Here is a 16,906-nt window from a genome sequence, read left to right as displayed (position 1 = left end):
CCCGCCAACCCACCCCCCCCCCCCCCCCCCCCCCGCCGCGGCCCCCCCCGGGCCCCCCCCCCCCCCCCCGCCCCCCCCCCCCCCCCCCGGGCCGCTCACCGCCGGTGGTGCACCTCCGCCTGGCCGTACACCGGCGTCGGGATCCCCACCTGGCGCGCCTTGAGCTGCAGGGCGAGGTAGAGCGAGTAGTGCCGCGACTGGTGCAGGTTGCCGCCGTGGAACCACAGCGCCGGCTGGGCGGTGGGCTTCCACATGTTGCGCTGCTCGCCCTCCCACGGGCCGGGGTCCTTGGTGGTGTCCGAGCCCAGGCCCCACACCTTCCCGACCCGGTCGGCGACCTCCTGGCTGATCAGGTCGGCCGCCCAGCCGTTCATCGAGCCGTAGCCGGTGGCGTAGACGACGAGGTCGGCCGGCAGCTCGGTCCCGTCGTCCAGGACGACGGCGTCCTCGGTGAGCCGCACGACCTGCCCGTGGGCCAGCGCGACGTCCCCGTTCGCCACCAGGTCGGCGGCACCCACGTCGATGTAGTAGCCCGAGCCCCGGCGCAGGTACTTCATGAACAGGCCCGACCCGTCGTCACCCCAGTCGAGCCAGAAGCCGGACTCCTCCATGCGGCGGTAGAAGTCGGCGTCGCGCTCGCGCATCTGCTCGTAGGCCGGGATCTGGAACTCGTGCATCACCCGGTACGGGATGGAGGCGAAGGTCAGGTCGGCCTTCTCCGTCGTCATGCCGGCGGCCACCGCCTCCTCGCTGTAGAGGGCGCCGAGGCCGATCTCCATGAGGCTGTCGCTCTTGACGATGTGCGTGGAGGAGCGCTGCACCATCGTCACCTGCGCGCCGTGCTCCCAGAGCGCTCCGCAGATGTCGAAGGCGGAGTTGTTGCTGCCGATCACGACCACCCGCTTGCCGGCGTAGGCGTCGGGCCCCGGGTGGGCCGAGGAGTGGTGCTGCTCGCCGCGGAACACGTCCTGGCCGGGGATCTCCGGCACGTTGGGCTTGCCGCTCATGCCGGTCGCCAGCACCAGCTCCCTCGGCCGGAGGGTGAGCTCCTCGCCGTCGCGGACCAGGTGCACGGTCCACTCGCCGGCCGCCTCGTCGTAGGCGGCGCTGCGCACCTCCGTGGAGCCCCAGTACGGGATCTCCATGACGCGCACGTAGGACTCGAGCCAGTCGGCGATCTTGTCCTTGGGGGCGAACACCGGCCAGTTGTCGGGGAACGGCAGGTAGGGCAGGTGGTCGTACCAGACGGGGTCGTGCAGGCAGAGGGACTTGTAGCGGCCGCGCCACTGGTCGCCGGGCCGGGCGTGCCGGTCGACGACGAGGGCCGGGACGCCGAGCTGGCGCAGCCGCGCGCCGAGCGCGATGCCGCCCTGCCCGCCGCCGACGACGAGCACGTGGGGCTGGGTGGTGCGCCCGAGCTCGGCGTCCTCCCGCGCGCGGCGCTCGGCCCAGGTCAGCCGCTCCCGGTTGATCCCGTGCTCGGCGCCCTTCGGCCGGGCGGGGCCGCGCGGCTCCTCGTGGCCCTTCAGCTCGTACAGCGTGGTGAGGAACGTCCAGGCGCGCGGCTGCCCGTCCTCGTCGACCAGGCGCACCAGGCCCTTCCCGCGGCCGACCGCCGTCTCGAAGGTGAACCAGGCGGTGGTGACGCCGTCGGCCTCCGTCGGCTCCTCGCTGACGGCGAAGCCGGAGGGGTCGGTGCGGTCGAGGGTGGCGGTGAGCAGGTCGGCGACGCCGGCCCGGTCCTCGACGGTGGTGATGTTCCAGGTGAACGCGACCAGGTCCCGCCAGAAGCTTGTGGCGGCGAACAGCCCGGCGGCGCGGTCGACGTCGCGGGCGCGCAGGGCGTCCTCGAGGTCGGCGAACCAGGCCCGCGCGCGGGTGGCCGGGGTGGTCGGCGGGGCCGTGGACGGGGCGCTGAGGGTCGAGGTCATGCGGGGTCCTCCCTGGGGAGCAGCACACGTGGTGTGATGTGCAGCACAGCACCCGCCGGACCTGCGCGGGAGCGTTGCAGCGGATTGCACGCCGAGGAGGCGCCGGTGCCCGCGTGGTCGGCGGTCGCGCCCGGCACCGACCTGTCCACGCACGCCCGCGTCCTGTCCCGCGTGCACGACGCCGTCCTGGCCGGCGGCCGCCCGCCGGTACGGCCGCGCCGGGTGGTGGAGCGGTCCTGGGCGCGGGTGCTGGGCCTGGGCATGGACCCCGACCGGCCCCGCCCGCGCGACCCGCTGCCCGCCGAGGTGGTGCAGGCCCGCCGCCGCGGCTCCGGGCTGGAGACGGTGGTCGACGAGCTGCGGCAGGTGCTCGTCGGCGTGGCGGAGGCCTCGCACGGCCTCGTCGTCGTCACCGACGCCGACGGCGTGGTGCTGTGGCGGGACGGGTCGGCGGCCACCCGCCGGCACGCCGACCGGCTCGGGTTCGCCGAGGGCGCCACCTGGACCGAGGCCGCCGTAGGCACCAACGCGATCGGGACGGCGCTGGCCGAGGCTGCGCCGGTGCAGCTGTTCTCCGCCGAGCACTTCGAGGCCGCCCAGCACCCCTGGTACTGCTCGGCCGCGCCGGTGCACTCGCCGGTCACCGGGGAGCTGCTCGGGGTGGTCGACGTCAGCGGCCCGGCGCTCACCCTGCACCCGGCGATCGGCGCGCTGGTGGAGACCTCGGTGCGGCTGGCCGAGACCGGCCTGTGGCGGCGGCACGAGCAGCACCTCGACCGGCTGCGCCGCGCCGCCGAGCCGGTGCTGGGCACGGTGCGCGGGCCGCTGCTGCTCGTCGACGACGACGGCTGGGTGGCCGCCCGCTCCGGCGTCGCCGCGGGCGCGCGGGTCGCCGTCCCGCGGCCCGGGCGCCCGGTCGCCGTCGCGGGGCTCGGGCTGTGCACGCCCGAGCGGCTCGGTGAGGGCTGGCTGCTGCGCCCGGAGGAGGCCCGGGCGCCGGTGTCGGCCGAGCTCGACCTCACCGCGGCGCCCGTGCTGTGGGTGCGCGGCGGCGACGGCTCCTGGTCGGCGGGGCTCACCCGCCGGCAGGCGCAGGTGCTCGCGCTGGTGGCGGGTGCCGGGCCCGCCGGGCTCGACGCCGCCGCGCTCGGCCGGGCGCTGTTCGGCGACGACGGGCACGTGGTCGCCGCCCGCGCCGAGGTGTCCCGGCTGCGCCGCGTCGTCGGCGACCTGGTGGCCACGGCGCCCTACCGGCTCGCCGGGGGCGTCGCCCTCACGGTGACCGGCGGGGGTGCTTGACTGCCCGCCGTGGCGCCGCCCTCCTCCCGCGCACCCCTGGCCGCGCTGCTGGACCTCTCCGACTCCGGCGACGACGTCCTGCGCGCCGCGCCGCGCGGCGGTCCCGCCGGGGAGCGCGCGTTCGGCGGGGCGGTGGTGGCGCAGTCGCTGGCCGCGGCCGCGCGCACCGTGGACGCCGGCCGCGCGGTGCACTCGCTGCACGCCTACTTCGTCCGGCCCGGGAACCCGTCGGCGCCCGTGGACCTCGCGGTCACCCGCGTCCGCGACGGCGGCAGCTACACCACCCGGGAGGTCACCGCCCGCCAGGGGGACGCCGCCATCCTCGAGCTGACCTGCTCGTTCACCCGGCCGCAGACCGGTCCCGAGCACCAGGTGCCCGCGCTCGCCGCGACCCCGCCGGAGGAGCTCCCGCGGCCGGAGGAGGCGCTGGCCGACGCCCCCGCGCCCGTGCGCGCCTGGCTGGACTGGCTCGACCGGCGGCACCCGTTCGACTTCCGCTTCGACGGCCCGCTCCCCCGCGTCGCCGCGGGCCGCGGCGAGCCCGCCCCGCCGCGCCAGCGCTTCTGGTTCCGCTCCCGCGAGACGCTCCCCGCCGAGCCGCTCGCGCACGCCGTCGCCCTCGCCTACGCCACCGACATGCTGCTGCTGGCCACCGCCGTCGCCCCGCACGCCACGGTGATCGGCGCCCCGGGCCTGGCGACGGCGAGCCTCGACCACGCCGTGTGGTTCCACGGCCCGGCCCGCGCCGACGAGTGGTTGTTCTGCGAGCAGGAGAGCAGCTGGGCCGGCGGCGGGCGGGCCATGTGCTCGGGCCGGGTGTTCGACCGCGGCGGGCGGCTGGTGCTCACGGTGGCGCAGGAGGGCATGGTGCGGACGGCGCGCTGAGGTGCCGGTCACGTCCCGTCCACCTCGCGGCCATGTCTGCGGCACCATCGGTGCGGTGACCCCGCGGACCCACCTCGTGCTCGGTGGCGGCGGCGCCATGGGCGCCTTCCAGGCCGGCGCCCTGCGCGCGCTGCTCGACACCGGCCTGACCGTCGACGCCCTGCACGGCACCTCCGTGGGCGCGGTCAACGCGGCGTTCCTGGCCGCCGCGCCGGGCCCCGACCGGGCCGCGCGGCTGGCCGAGCTGTGGTCGGACCCGGCGATGGGCCGGGTGCTGCGCCCGGGCTGGCCCGCCCGCGCCCGCGGCCTGGTCCGCTCGCTGCGCCGCGGCGCCGGGTTCCTCGACGACCGGCCGCTGCGCCGGCTGGTCGCCGACCACGTGCCGGCGCACGACCTCGGCGAGCTCGCCGTGCCGCTGTCGGTGACCACCACCTGCCTGGACTGCGGCGCGGCGGCCCGGCACCGCACCGGCCCGGTCGGTGACGTGCTGGCCGCCAGTTGCGCGCTGCCCGGGCTGTTCGCGCCGGTCCGGCTGCCCGACGGGCACCTGCACGTCGACGGCGGGATCGTCGACGGCGTCCCGGTGGCCGGGGCGCTCGCCGACGCCGGCCCCGACGACCGCGTGCTGGTGCTCGACTGCGGCCTGGCGCCGGTGACCGCCGTCGCCGGCCGCTGCGCCGCCCACCCCGGTGGCGCGGGCCCGCTCGTGTGCGGCGTGCCGGCCGATCCCGACCGCGACCCCTACGCCGCGCCGGTCGAGGCCGGCCCCGGGGCGCTGGACACCGTGCTGCAGGCGTTCACCGTGGCGCGCACCGTGGCCAACCGGGCCGCGGTGGCCGGCGCGCTCGCCGACCCGCGGGTGCAGGTGCTGCCGCACGTCGCCGACGCCTGGGCGGCGGGCCTGCTCGACCGGCTGCCCACCGGGCCGCGCGACACCGGCGGCGCCCGGGCGCTGCTGGCCGCAGGCAGCGAGGTGACGGCGCGCTGGCTCGCCGCCGGGCGGGAGCTCACCGCGCGCTGACCTGCGCACCGACCCGCGCGGGAGATCCGCGCTGTCGTACCCGGCTGTCAGCATGGCGGCGTGCTGCTCGCCGATGTCGTCGCCGCCTCGGCCGCGGTGGCGGCCACCCGCGCCCGCACGGCGAAGGCGGCCGCGATCGCCGGCGCGCTGCGCGCCGCGGGTCCCGGCGAGGTCGGCCCGGTCGCCGCGTGGCTGGCCGGCGAGCTGCCGCAGGGCCGCGTCGGCGTCGGCTGGCGCACCCTGTCCCGCGCGGTGCCGCCGCCGGCCGGGGCGCCGTCGCTGACCGTCGCCGCGGTCGACGCCGCGCTCACCGCCCTGGCCGGCACCGCCGGGTCCGGCGCCACCGCCCGCCGCGCGGAGCTGCTGGGCGAGGTGCTGGCGGCCGCCACCGCCGACGAGCAGCGCTTCCTCGCCCGGCTGCTCGGCGGCGAGCTGCGCCAAGGCGCGCTGGAGGGTGTGCTGCTCGACGCGGTCGCCGCGGCGGCGGAGGTGCCACCCGCGGTGCTGCGCCGGGCCGCGATGCTCACCGGCCGGCTCGACGAGACCGCCGCCACCGCGCTGTCCGGCGGGGAGGAGGCGCTGGCCGCCGTCGGCCTGCGGGTGGGCCGCCCGGTGCGGCCGATGCTGGCCAGCCCCGGCTCCTCCCTCGACGCCGCGCTGGCCGACCTCGGCACCGAGGTCACCGTGGAGCACAAGCTCGACGGCGCGCGCATCCAGGTGCACCGCGACGGCGACGAGGTCCGGGTGTGGACCCGCACGCTGCGCGAGGTCACCGGGGGCGTCCCCGAACTGGTCGAGCGGGTCCGCGCGCTGCCCTGCCGCACCGCCGTCCTCGACGGCGAGACGCTCGCCCTCGACGACGACGGCCGTCCCCGCGCGTTCCAGGACACGATGAGCCGCTTCGGCAGCGACGCCACCGACCCCGACGACGCGGCGGGCGTCCTGCTCTCGCCGTTCTTCTTCGACGTGCTGCACCTCGACGGCCGCGACCTGCTCGACGAGCCGCTGGCCACCCGGCTGGCCGTCCTCGACGGGCTGCTCGCCTCCGACGACGCCGCCCCGCTGCGGATGCCCGGCGCGCGGTGCCCCAGCGCCGAGCAGGCGGCCGCGGTGCTCGACGAGGCGCTGTCGGCCGGTCACGAGGGCGTGGTGGTCAAGGCCCTCGACGCGCCCTACGCCGCCGGCCGCCGCGGCCGCGCCTGGCAGAAGGTCAAGCCGGTGCACACCCTCGACCTCGTCGTCCTCGGCGTCGAGTGGGGCTACGGACGGCGCACCGGCAAGCTCTCCACCATCCACCTCGGCGCCCGCGACCCCGACGGCGGCGAACCGCTGATGGTCGGCAAGACGTTCAAGGGCATGACCGACGAGCTGCTCGACTGGCAGACGGCCACCTTCCCCGCGCACGCCCGCACCGAGCACGACTGGGGCCTGGAGCTGCGGCCGGAGGTGGTGGTCGAGGTCGCCCTCGACGGCGCGCAGCGCAGCACCCGCTACCCCGGCGGGGTGGCGCTGCGCTTCGCCCGGGTGCTGCGCTACCGGCCCGACCGCACCGCCGCCGACGCCGACACCGTCGACGCCGTCCGCGCGCTCCTGGCCGGGGGCTGAGCGCGGTGCTCACCCGTCGGGGTGGTCCTCTTCCGGGACGACTCAGTACCGGAGTCGGCACTGCCGATCCCGAGGGCGTGACCAGTCTCGCCGTCCGCGACGACCCGGTGCCCGCGGTACCGCCGCGGTCCGACGCCGGAGCCGCGCTGGCCGCCGTCCTGGACGAGCTGGAGACGCTGTCCCGCTTCGACGCCGGCTCCGCCGCCGACCGCGCCGAGGCCGCCGTCGCCACCGCCCGCGAACTCGGCCGCGCCGATCTCGAGCACCGCGCCCGGCTGGTCTGCGCCGACCTGCAGCGCCGCCGCGGCGCCGTCGCCGACGCCGGCCGCGCCGCCCAGGAGGTGCACCGCTGGGCCACCGACGCCTCCCACCGCCACCTGCTGGCCCGCAGCTCCTTCGTGCTCACCGCCGTGTTCCAGGAGCTCGGCGACCTCGCCGGCGCCCTCGAGCACGCCGTCTTCTCGGTCGACCTGCTCGACGACGACGACCTGCCCGCCCTCCGCATCGACCACCTGGTCCGGATGGCCGACGTGCTGGGCCTGTCCCGCGACCCGGCCGCGCCCGAGCGCTACGCCGCGGTGCTGCGGCTGGCCGAGGACCTCGGCGACGTCGACCGGCAGCTGCGCATCCTCAACAACCGCGCCTACACCGACACCCTCGCCGGCCGGTTCGAGTCAGCGCTGGAGCACAGCGACCGGCTGCAGGCCCTCGCGGCCGAGCACGGCGTGCCCCTCGACGTCGGCCGGCTCGACACCGTGGCCCGCGCGCTCATGGGCCTGGGCCGGCTGGAGGAGGCCGAGGCCGCCCTGCTGCCCGGGCTGCAGGCGCTCGACGCCTCGCACGACGGCGACGCCGGGGCCGACTTCCTGCTCACCCTCGCCGAGGTGCGGCGCCTGCGCGGTGAGGTGGACGCCGCCCGCGGCACTCTCGACGAGTGCCTGCGCCGCTGCGCGGAGCACGGGCTGGCCTCCATCCGGGTGCGCGCCCGCGCCGAGCAGGCCGAGTTGCACGCCGCCACCGGCGACCACCGCGCGGCCTTCGAGGAGCACAAGCGCTACGTCGCCGAGCTCGTGGAGCAGCAGTCGGCGCAGCGCGAGGCCCGCGCCCGCGCGCTGCAGGCGATGTACGAGACCACCGAGGCCCGCCGGCAGAGCCGCCGCTGGCGGGAGCTGTCGCTGCGCGACCCGCTGACCGGCCTCTACAACCGCCGGCACGTCGACGAGGAGCTGCCGCGGCTGCTCGCCGCCCCGGCCACCGCCGACGAGCTGGTCGTCGTCGCGCTGCTCGACCTCGACCACTTCAAGCGGGTCAACGACACCTGCTCGCACGCCGTCGGCGACGAGGTGCTGCGCACGGTGGCCGGCCTCCTGCAGGACACCGCGCTGCCCGGCGCCACCTCTTTCGCGGCCCGGCTGGGCGGCGAGGAGTTCGTGCTGGTGCTCGCCGGCACCGACGCCGACCGCGCCGCCGTGCACCTCGAGGACGTCCGCCGCGCCGTGGCCGCACACCCGTGGGCGCCGCTCACCGGGGAGCTGCCGGTGACCATCAGCGTCGGCGCCGCGAGCACCGCGGAGGTCACCGACCGCACGACGGCCCAGCTGCTCGGCCTCGCCGACGCCCGCCTGTACCGGGCCAAGCGCGCCGGCCGCGACCGCGTCGTCACCGCCGGCTGACCGCTCCTCCCCCGCACCTCCTCGTCCGCTCCCGCCGTGCTCGGGATGACGGGAGGCCTCGGGCGACGGTGTGCACGTCCGGCGCGTTCCGCCCACGGGATGCACCCGTAGCGCACGTCGCCGGCGGCGGGCGCCGCGTCAGGGCCGGGGCACCTCGGCGAACAGCGGGCGCCCCACCTCGGGCTCGGCGAGCAGCTGCGCCAGGTCGGTGGTGTTGCGCGACACCGACACCAGCAGCCCGCCCGAGGCCAGCGGCACCTCCGGGTGCGCCAGCGGGGCGTAGGTGAGCCGGCCGGTGTCGTAGCCGGCCGGCGCGGGCAGCGCCCGGCTCGGCGTCCACGGCCCCGTCGGCTCCGGCGCGGTCCAGGTGTAGACGAAGTCGGCCAGGTCGCCGCCGCGCTTGGACACCGCCACCCAGGTCTCCCCCACCCGGTCCACCGACAGCGTCTGCGACACCCCGCCGTCGGCGGGCAGCACCGGCGCGGCCGCGGCGATGTCGGACTGCCAGGCGGTCCCGTCGAAGAACTCCCAGCGGGCGCGGTCGGCGGGGTCGGCCACCGGCAGCCGGGCGACGTACAGCTCCCGGCCGAAGACCAGCGGCTCCCCGGTGAGCCGGGTGCCGTAGACGTAGACCCACTCGCCGCTCACGGTGGCCGCCGCGCCCCAGTTCACCTGCGTGGCCGACGGGTCGTCCGGCGTCACCTCCAGCACCTCCAGCGGCTGCGGCGCCCCGCCGTCGGTCACGGTGAACACCGCCGCGGAGGTGCCGCGGAAGCGGAAGTCGAGCAGGCCGCCGGTGCCGTCGCCGCGCTCGGTGCGCGCGCACATCACGACGACGACGTCGTCCACGCCCCGGTAGGCGAGCCCCGGCGAGGGCGGCAGCACGACCACCGACATCGGCCACTGCACCTGGCCGGCGGCCACGTCGGGCACCACCGGCCCCTCCCCCGGCGGCAGCAGCTGCGCGACGCAGGTGCCCGAGGTGAGCAGCACGGAGTTGGCCACCAGCCGCGGCTCGACGCCATCGGCGCGCACGGTGTCGCCGAAGACCCACACCAGCCGGCCGTCGGAGAGCCGGGCGCTGGCGCCGACGTCGCCGGCCTGCCAGTACGGCAGGTCGCTCACCGCGACCACCTCGTTGACCAGGGCCGCCGACACGACCGTCGGCGACGCGGGCGCCGGGCAGGAGGGCTCGACCCGGTAGGCCGCCGTGACGGCCGGCTGCTCGGCCGCCGTGCACCCGCAGGCCAGCACGGCGAGCGCGAGCAGGACCGACCTCCGGCGGGACACGGGCACCACTCTGCCCGGCGCGGCGGGCCGGTGGCCGGTCGACGGCGGGCCCGGCCGCACGAGAGGCTGCTCGGCGTGACCGCCGACACCCCGATCAGCCGTTTCCCCGTCGCCGACCCGGCCGGCCTGCCCGCCGACCTCGCCGAGCGCTACGCCGAGGTGCAGGAGCGCTCGGGCTTCCTGCCGAACGTGTTCGCCGCCCTCGCCTGGCGCCCCGACGAGGCCCGCGCGTTCTTCGCGATGCACGACGCGCTCATGGAGAAGGACACCCCCGGGCTGTCCACGGGTGACCGGGAGCTGATCGTCGTGGCCACCAGCGCGGCCAACGACTGCGCCTACTGCGTCGTCGCCCACGGGGCCATCGCCCGCATCCGCACCCGCGACCCGCTGCTGGCCGACCTCGTCGCCGTCGACTGGCGCAAGGCCCCGGTGTCGCCGCGGCTGCACGCCGTCCTCGACGTCGCCGTCCGGCTGGCCACCGACCCCGCCGCGGTCACCGCCGACGACCTCGACCGGCTGCGCGGGCACGGCCTCACCGAGGAGGACGTGTGGGACGTCGGCGCGATCACCTCGCTCTTCGCACTGTCCAACCGGCTGGCGCACTTCGCCGCCATCCCGCCCAACCCGGAGTTCCACCTGCTGGGCCGCGTCCCCCGGCAGCGGTGAGCCGCCGGGGGACGCGGGTGCTCAGGCGGCGCGCACGCCTTCGGCGAACAGCTCCCGGGACACCACGCCGGTGTCGGGGTCGTCGGTGAACATCCCGTCGATCCCGGTCGCCCAGAACGCCAGCTGCTCCTCGATCGCCCGCCCGTAGGCGGCCGGGTCCGCGCCCTCGCGCAGGTCGGCCGGCAGGAAGGTGTTCTCGTTGCGGAACGTGTACGGGTGCACCAGCAGCCCGGCGGCGTGGGCGTCGTCCACGAGCGACGACGGCTCGCCGAGACTGCCGTCGGCCAGCCGCGGGATCACCTGGTTCTTCTCCGGGCCCACCCCGTCGGCGTAGGTGGCGATCCCGGCCAGGCCCTCGGCGGTCGAGAGGTCGGCGTAGGTCCGCGGGTCCCCGGCGGCCACCAGGTCGGCGGGGGCGCCGCTCGCCGACAGCAGCTGGACCAGCGGCACGTCCACCAGCGCGTCGAGGTCGCGCAGGTTGGCCGTCTCGAACGACTGCAGGAACACCGGCGAGCGGCGGCGGTCCAGGCCGGCGGCGCCGAGCTCGGCGGCCAGCGGCTCCTCGAGGGACAGGCCGATCGAGTCGAAGTAGGTGGGGTGCTTGGTCTCGACGTAGACGCCGATCTCGCGCCGCAGCTCCCGGCTGAGCTCCGCCCGCAGGTCGAGGAACTCCTCGACCGTGGGCACCGGGTACAGGCCGTCGTAGAGCGTGTTCTCCTCGCGGACCTCGGGCAGCCGCTCGACCGCGCGCAGCGTCCGCAGCTCCTCGAGCGTGAAGTCCTCGGTGAACCAACCGGTCAGCGCCACGCCGTCGACGGTCCGCGTGGTCCGCCGGGAGGCGAACTCGGGGTGGTCGGCGACGTCGGTGGTGCCGCTGATCTCGTTCTCGTGGCGGCAGACCAGGACGCCGTCGGCGGTGCTCACGACGTCGCACTCGATGTGGTCGGCACCCATCCGGGCGGCGAGCTCGTACGCGGCCAGCGTGTGCTCGGGGCGGTACCCCGAGGCGCCGCGGTGGCCGATCACGAGCAGGTCGGCGCCGACCGCCGACGGCCCGCCGCCGGGACCGCCGCCGCCTCCCGGACCTCCCGGCGGTGCGGCCGCGGCGGTCCCCGTGGGGAGACCGAGCAGGACGGCGAGCAGCGCGACGACGACGCCGGCGCGGCGACGCGACGGAACGGGCACGGTTGCCTCCGCGGGCTCGGCCGGCGCCCCTCGCCGGCGGCCCGTCCCGGACCCCATCCGCTGCGGGTGGACGGCCCGCCGACAGGGCGGCGAACACCCCGTGAAGGACCGCGCCCGCGCCAGCGGGCGGGAGGACCGCGCCCGCGCCGGCGGGCGGCGGGGGCGTCCGCCCCGGCGACTACCGTGATCACGTGACCTGCGAGGACGTCCCGGCCGACGACCCGTCCGTCGCCGACGCCGACCTCGACCGGCTGGCCACGCTGGTCCGCACGATGCTCGACGTCCCCACCGCGCTGGTCACCCTCGTCGGCCCCGACGAGCAGGTCTTCCCGGGCGCCGTCGGCCTGCCCGGGGCCTGGCAGCAGCGCCGCCGGACGCCGCTGAGCCACTCGTTCTGCCAGTACGTGCGCGCCTCGGCGCAGCCGCTGGTCGTCCGCGACGCACGCGAGGTGGAGGTGCTCGCGGGCAACGGCGCGATCGCCGACCTCGGTGTCGTCGCCTACTGCGGGGTGCCGCTGGTCGGGCCCGACGGCGAGGTGGCCGGCGCCGTCTGCGCCATCGACGGGCGGCCGCGCGACTGGACCCCGACCGACGTCGAGGTGCTCACCCAGATCGCCGGGCTGGCCGCCTCGGAGCTGCGCCTGCGGGCGGCCATCGCCGGCGCGCGGCGCACCAGCGAGCAGAACCGGCTGCTGCTGCGCTTCGCCGAGACGCTCGCCGACGCCGTCACGCTGCCCGACGTCGCCGCCGCGGTGACCGCAGCCGCGGCCGACGCGCTGGGCACCTCCGGGACCTGCCTGGCCCTCGTCGACCCGGCCGGCCGCCGCCTGCAGCTCGTCCCGGCGGCCGGGGAGCCGGCCGCCGACGAGCCGCCGTCACTGCCGCTGGGCGTCGACTCCCCGCCGACCGCGGCCCTGGCCACCGGACGGGCGGTGTTCCTGCCCGACGCCGCGGCCGCCGCGGAGCGGTTCCCCGACACGCACCCCCCGGTCCCGTCGCCCGCGCCGGCCGGCGCCTCGGCGCACCTGCCGCTGCCGGTCGCGGGCTCGGTCCCGGGGACGCTCAGCCTGGTCTGGGCGCAGCCGCGGGAGTTCTCCGCCGTGGAGCAGGGCCTGGTGCTCGCGCTGGCCCGCTACACCGCCCAGGCCGTGAGCCGCGCGGCGCTGCTGGCCCGGCAGGAGTCGGTGGCCACGACGCTGCAGCGGGCGCTGCTCGGCGAGCTGCCGTCCCCGCCCGGGCTGGAGCTGGCCGCCCGGTACCTGCCGAGCAGCGCCGGCGCGCAGGTCGGCGGCGACTGGTGGGACGCCTTCGACGACTCCGACGGCGCCACGGTGCTCGTCATCGGCGACGTCTCGGGCCACGACGTGCGGGCCGCGGCCACCATGGGCCAGCTGCGGGCGATGCTGCGCGGGTTCGCGTTCGAGGGTGGCGAGCCGCCGTCGCTGGCGCTGTCCCGGCTCGACGCAGCCGTGGGCGGGCTGCGCACCGGCGCGCTGGCCACCGTCGCCGTCGCGCGGGTCGACCGCTGCGGGGACGACCGGGTGCTGTCGTGGAGCAACGCGGGGCACCCGCCGCCGCTGCTGCGCTCCCCCGACGGCCGGGTCGGGCCGCTCACCGCCGCCCCCGACCTGCTCGTCGGCCTCGACCCGGCCCGCCCCCGGCACACCCACCGCGCCCGGCTCGAGCCCGGCAGCACGGTGCTGCTCTACACCGACGGCCTGGTCGAGCGGCGGCGCACCGACCTCGACGAGGGCATCGGCCGGCTCGCCGCCGCCTTCGCCGAGGCCGGCGACCGGCCCCTCGACGAGCTGCTCGACCGGCTGCTCGAGGGCGTGCCCGGCTCCACCGACGACGACGTCGCGGGGGGGGGGGGGGGGGGGGGGGGGGGGGGGGGGGGGGCCGGGGGGGGGGGGGGGGGGGCGGGGGGGGGGCGGGGGGGGGGGGGCCGCCCCCGCCGCAGGCCCACGACCCCGGCGGGCGCCACGCTCCGCGCGAAGCGGGCGACGTCGGCGACCGTGGCGTCGTACACGTCGCGCACGGCGGTCTTGAAGATCGAGTCGGCCCCGTGGGTCAGCCCCAGGTCCACCCGTCCCACCGCGCGCACCCCGGCGGCCTGCAGCTTCCGGTAGTAGGCGATGCCCTCGTCGCGCAGCGGGTCGAGCTCGTTGACCGACACCACGTGCGGCGGCATGCCGGCGAGGTCCTCGACGGTGGCGAAGTACGGCCAGGCCAGCGGGTCGCGGGCGTGCTCGCCGGACGGGTCGTAGGTGGAGACGAGCACGTCCATCATCAGCGTGTTGAGGAACCAGCCCTCGTTCTCCACGAGCGAGGGCAGCTCGGCGCGCTTGGCGTCCTCGTCCCAGCCGTAGGCGCCGGAGATGTAGGGCACCATCGCGTAGACGCCGGCGATCGCGTCCAGCCGGCCCTCCCGCTTGGCCAGCAGCGTCGACGCGAGGCACAGGTTCGCCCCGCCGGACTCGCCCTGCAGCACCAGCGACGTCGCGCCGATCTCGTCCCGGTGCCCGTCGAGCCAGGTGAGCGCGTCGGCGCAGTCGTGCAGGCCGGTCGGGAACGGCGCGTGGTCGGCGGCGGTGACCGCGTTGCGGAAGTCGACGGCGACGACGACCAGGCCCTCGGCGGCGAGGTCCTCGCACCAGCGGGTGTGCAGCCGGTTGTCGCAGTCGAGGATCGTCATGCCGCCGCCGTGGATGTACACGACCCCGGGCAGCGGCCCCTCGACGCCGGCCGGCCGGAAGACGTACAGCGGCACGTCGTGGCCGTCGCGGCCCGGGGCGGCGAGCACGGTGCGCGTGACGTCGTCGCGGTGGGTCTCCTCCGCGGTGACGGCGGCGTACAGCCCCTCGAAGCCGTCGTGCGCGCCGCGGACGAACGCGAGCTTGTCCTCCAGCGGCGCGTCCGGGGCGAACGGCGGGGGCGCCGCCTGCCCGTCGAGGCCGTAGCGGGCCAGCGCCTCGCGCAGCCTGCGGTCGGCGCGGTCGTCGGTGCGGTACTCGGCGGTGGGGTCGCCGAGCCGGCCGGGCAGCGGGGCGGACGTGCGGTCCGGGGTGAGCGTCACGGTTCCTCCTGGGTGGGCGGTTCTCCGGTGGGCGGTTCTCCGGGGTGCGGGGTCGGGCAGCGGAGCAGGGCGGCGTAGACGACGGCGGCCTTGGCGGCGTCGGGCTCGGCACCGGCGATGAGGTCGGCGTAGATGAACGACTCGGCGACGCGGGTCAGCACGTAGGCGGTGTCGGGGACCGGCAGGGGCAGGGCCGCGCCGCTGCCCTCGAGCAGCGCGGCGAAGGCGCCGGTGACCCGCACCTGGTAGTCCGCGGAGCGGGTGGTGAGCAGGCGCAGCGCCCGCTCGGGCTCCCGCCGCAGGTGCACGCGGAAGGGCACGGAGGCGCAGACGTCGCGGGTGAAGCGGGTGAGCGCGTCGACCACCCGGGCGGCGCCGTGGCCGGTGGCCTCGTCCACCGCGCGGCGCCAAGTGGGCACGAACAGCGACCAGATGACCTCGGTGAGCAGCTGGTCGCGATTGCCGACCCAGCGGAACAGGGTCGCCCGGTCGACGCCGAGCTCGGCGGCCAGCGGGCCCATGTCCACCCTCGTGCCGGACAGGAACGTGCGGCGGGCCAGCCGGAAGGCGCGCACCGGGCCCTCGTCGCCGCTGGTGCCGGACAGCGCCCGTCGCAGGCGCGTCCCGGCCTCCGCTGCCGCCGTCATGCCGCGCGACCGTAGTGGCGCAGGTCACGCTCGCGCAACGAATCTCAGGATGTTGCGAGTCGCCTCCCGGAAACGGGACGGGAACGCGCGCCTCCTACGGTGGCCCGATCCGGCCCGCCCGGGGCCCCTCGGAGAGGACCTGCATGCGCATCCGTCCGACCGTCCGCACCGCCGCCGCGCTCGTCGCGGCCGCCTCCCTCGTCGCCGTCGCCGGCCCCGCCTCCGCGGCGCCCGGCGCGCCCGGCGCGCCGCGCTACACCGACGGCAGCACGTCCGGCGGCGACCCGTACTTCCCCGCCGCCGGCAACGGCGGCTACGACGTCCAGCACTACGACCTCGGCCTGTCCTGGTACGCCGACGGCCGCCTCGACGGCACCGCCGTCGTCACCCTCCGCACCACCCAGGACCTGGCGAGCTTCTCCCTCGACCTGCGCGGGCTGACGGTGTCGTCGGTCCTGGTCGACGGGAAGCCCGCCCGCTTCACGCAGCAGGGCGTCGACGAGGAGGGCCGCGGCGGCGAACTGGTCGTCACCGTCGCGCCGAAGCTCAAGGCCGGCACGGAGCACCGGGTGACCGTCGTCTACGGCGGGTTCCCCGGGCGACCGACCGACCTCGAGGGCAGCCTGTACGGCTGGGTCACCTTCGCCGACGGCGTGCTGGTGGCGAACCAGCCCGAGGGCGCCCCGACGTGGTTCCCGGTCAACGACGTCCCCTCCGACAAGGCCACCTACGACTTCCGGATCACCGTGCCCGAGGGCAAGACGGCGATCGCCAACGGCGTGCCGGCCGGCCCGCCGGTCACCACTGGCGGGCGGACGACGTGGACCTGGTCGGCCGAGGACCCGATGGCCAGCTACCTGGCGACGGCGTCGATCGGCGACTACGCCGCGTCCGTGCAGACCGGGCCGGGCGGGCTGCCGATCCTGAACTACGTCGAGACGGGCGTGACCGGCACCCGGCTGAGCACCACCCAGGCCAGCCTGGCACTGCAGCCGGCGATGATCGACTTCTTCGACGGGGTGTTCGGGCCCTACCCGTTCGACTCCTTCGGCGCGATCGTCGACGAGGACAGCGTGGGCTACGCCCTGGAGACCCAGACCCGGCCGGTGTACTCGCGGCAGGCCTCGGAGAGCACCGTGGCCCACGAGCTGGCCCACCAGTGGCTGGGCGACAGCGTGTCCCCGGCGGCGTGGCGCGACATCTGGCTCAACGAGGGGTTCGCCACCTACGCGGAGTGGCTGTGGTCCGAGCGGCAGGGGCGTGACACCGCCCAGGAGCAGTACGAGGCCGTCTACGCCACCGCTGCCGACGACGACTTCTGGTCGGTCGTCGTCAGCGACCCCGGGCCCACGGGGTTGTTCGCGGCCGCCGTCTACGACCGCGGAGCGGCCACCCTGCACGCCCTGCGGACCCTGATCGGCGATGACGACTTCTTCGTCCTGCTGCGGCGCTGGGCCACGGAGAACGCCGACAGCACCGTGACGACGGCCGACTTCGTCGCGCTGGCCGAGGAGGTCAGCGGGCAGCAGCTCGACGGCTTCTTCACCGACTGGGTGGTCACCCCGGCCAGGCCGGCCGGGTACTAGCGCGTCGCCGGGGGCGGGCAGGATCGGTGCCATGCCCGCCCC

Annotated in this window: 12 protein-coding genes and 1 pseudogene; 8 read left to right on the top strand and 5 right to left on the bottom strand. The window is 77.1% G+C overall.

Translation table 11 applies throughout. The annotated features are described in order from the left end of the window. Positions 1-95: 95 nt before the first annotated feature. Positions 96-1,931, bottom strand: coding sequence for an NAD(P)-binding domain-containing protein (locus ACI79X_RS22905; protein ID WP_457027724.1), 1,836 nt, complete (start codon positions 1,929-1,931; stop codon positions 96-98). Between the two features lie 105 nt (positions 1,932-2,036). Here ACI79X_RS22905 and ACI79X_RS22900 point away from each other — a divergent pair, with 105 nt between their 5' ends. From ACI79X_RS22900 to ACI79X_RS22880, 5 genes are all read left to right on the top strand, one after another. Continuing rightward, entirely contained in the window at positions 2,037-3,230 is a 1,194-nt protein-coding gene (locus ACI79X_RS22900) for a GAF domain-containing protein (protein WP_457027723.1), read from the top strand. 9 nt (positions 3,231-3,239) lie between these two features. Next, positions 3,240-4,115 (top strand): acyl-CoA thioesterase, encoded by an 876-nt coding sequence (locus ACI79X_RS22895; RefSeq protein WP_457027722.1) that lies wholly within the window; start codon positions 3,240-3,242, stop codon positions 4,113-4,115. A gap of 55 nt (positions 4,116-4,170) precedes the next feature. Next, entirely contained in the window at positions 4,171-5,136 is a 966-nt protein-coding gene (locus ACI79X_RS22890; protein ID WP_457027721.1) for a patatin-like phospholipase family protein, read from the top strand. 60 nt (positions 5,137-5,196) lie between these two features. Beyond that, positions 5,197-6,741, top strand: a complete 1,545-nt coding sequence (locus ACI79X_RS22885; protein WP_457027720.1) for an ATP-dependent DNA ligase — start codon at positions 5,197-5,199, stop codon at positions 6,739-6,741. Positions 6,742-6,818: 77 nt separating this feature from the next. Beyond that, positions 6,819-8,414: a diguanylate cyclase gene (locus tag ACI79X_RS22880; RefSeq protein WP_457027719.1), complete on the top strand. Its 1,596-nt coding sequence runs from the start codon at positions 6,819-6,821 to the stop codon at positions 8,412-8,414. A gap of 138 nt (positions 8,415-8,552) precedes the next feature. On the opposite strand, the gene ACI79X_RS22875 is transcribed toward ACI79X_RS22880, so the two are convergent. Further along, the gene (locus tag ACI79X_RS22875; protein WP_457027718.1) at positions 8,553-9,704 is read right to left on the bottom strand and encodes a DUF4185 domain-containing protein; all 1,152 of its coding nucleotides are present in this window, start codon (positions 9,702-9,704) and stop codon (positions 8,553-8,555) included. Positions 9,705-9,779: 75 nt separating this feature from the next. Between ACI79X_RS22875 and ACI79X_RS22870 the strand changes: the two genes are divergently transcribed. Further along, positions 9,780-10,370 (top strand): peroxidase-related enzyme, encoded by a 591-nt coding sequence (locus tag ACI79X_RS22870; RefSeq protein WP_457027717.1) that lies wholly within the window; start codon positions 9,780-9,782, stop codon positions 10,368-10,370. Positions 10,371-10,391: 21 nt separating this feature from the next. Here ACI79X_RS22870 and ACI79X_RS22865 read toward each other — a convergent pair whose 3' ends face one another. After that, on the bottom strand, positions 10,392-11,555 hold the full coding sequence (locus ACI79X_RS22865; RefSeq protein ID WP_457027716.1) for a glycerophosphodiester phosphodiesterase: 1,164 nt from the start codon (positions 11,553-11,555) through the stop codon (positions 10,392-10,394). A 191-nt stretch (positions 11,556-11,746) separates the two neighbouring features. On the opposite strand from ACI79X_RS22865, the pseudogene ACI79X_RS22860 reads away from it, so the two are divergent. Then, positions 11,747-13,357: pseudogene (locus tag ACI79X_RS22860) on the top strand (GAF domain-containing SpoIIE family protein phosphatase); the annotation flags it as partial. On the opposite strand, the gene ACI79X_RS22855 reads toward ACI79X_RS22860, so the two are convergent. Together ACI79X_RS22855 and ACI79X_RS22850 are read right to left on the bottom strand one after the other, a co-directional pair. Beyond that, positions 13,261-14,325: an alpha/beta hydrolase fold domain-containing protein gene (locus tag ACI79X_RS22855; RefSeq protein WP_457027725.1), complete on the bottom strand. Its 1,065-nt coding sequence runs from the start codon at positions 14,323-14,325 to the stop codon at positions 13,261-13,263. The pseudogene ACI79X_RS22860 and the gene ACI79X_RS22855 sit on opposite strands and share 97 nt — an antisense overlap. A 302-nt stretch (positions 14,326-14,627) precedes the next feature. Next, complete coding sequence (locus ACI79X_RS22850) at positions 14,628-15,278, bottom strand: QsdR family transcriptional regulator (protein ID WP_457027715.1); 651 nt, start codon at positions 15,276-15,278, stop codon at positions 14,628-14,630. Between the two features lie 143 nt (positions 15,279-15,421). Here ACI79X_RS22850 and ACI79X_RS22845 point away from each other — a divergent pair, with 143 nt between their 5' ends. Then, positions 15,422-16,864: a M1 family metallopeptidase gene (locus ACI79X_RS22845; RefSeq protein WP_457027714.1), complete on the top strand. Its 1,443-nt coding sequence runs from the start codon at positions 15,422-15,424 to the stop codon at positions 16,862-16,864. The last annotated feature ends 42 nt before the right edge of the window (positions 16,865-16,906 follow it).

The organism is Geodermatophilus sp. SYSU D01119, assembly GCF_054049975.1.
The sequence above is the reverse complement of the archived record's forward strand: the minus strand, read 5'-3'. Positions and strand labels throughout refer to the sequence as shown.

Coding starts and splice junctions, on each gene's coding strand:
- ACI79X_RS22845 (WP_457027714.1), top strand. CDS start 15,422: ATGCGCATCCGTCCGACCGTCCGCACCGCCGCCGCGCTCGTCGCGGCC.
- ACI79X_RS22850 (WP_457027715.1), bottom strand. CDS start 15,278: ATGACGGCGGCAGCGGAGGCCGGGACGCGCCTGCGACGGGCGCTGTCC.
- ACI79X_RS22905 (WP_457027724.1), bottom strand. CDS start 1,931: ATGACCTCGACCCTCAGCGCCCCGTCCACGGCCCCGCCGACCACCCCG.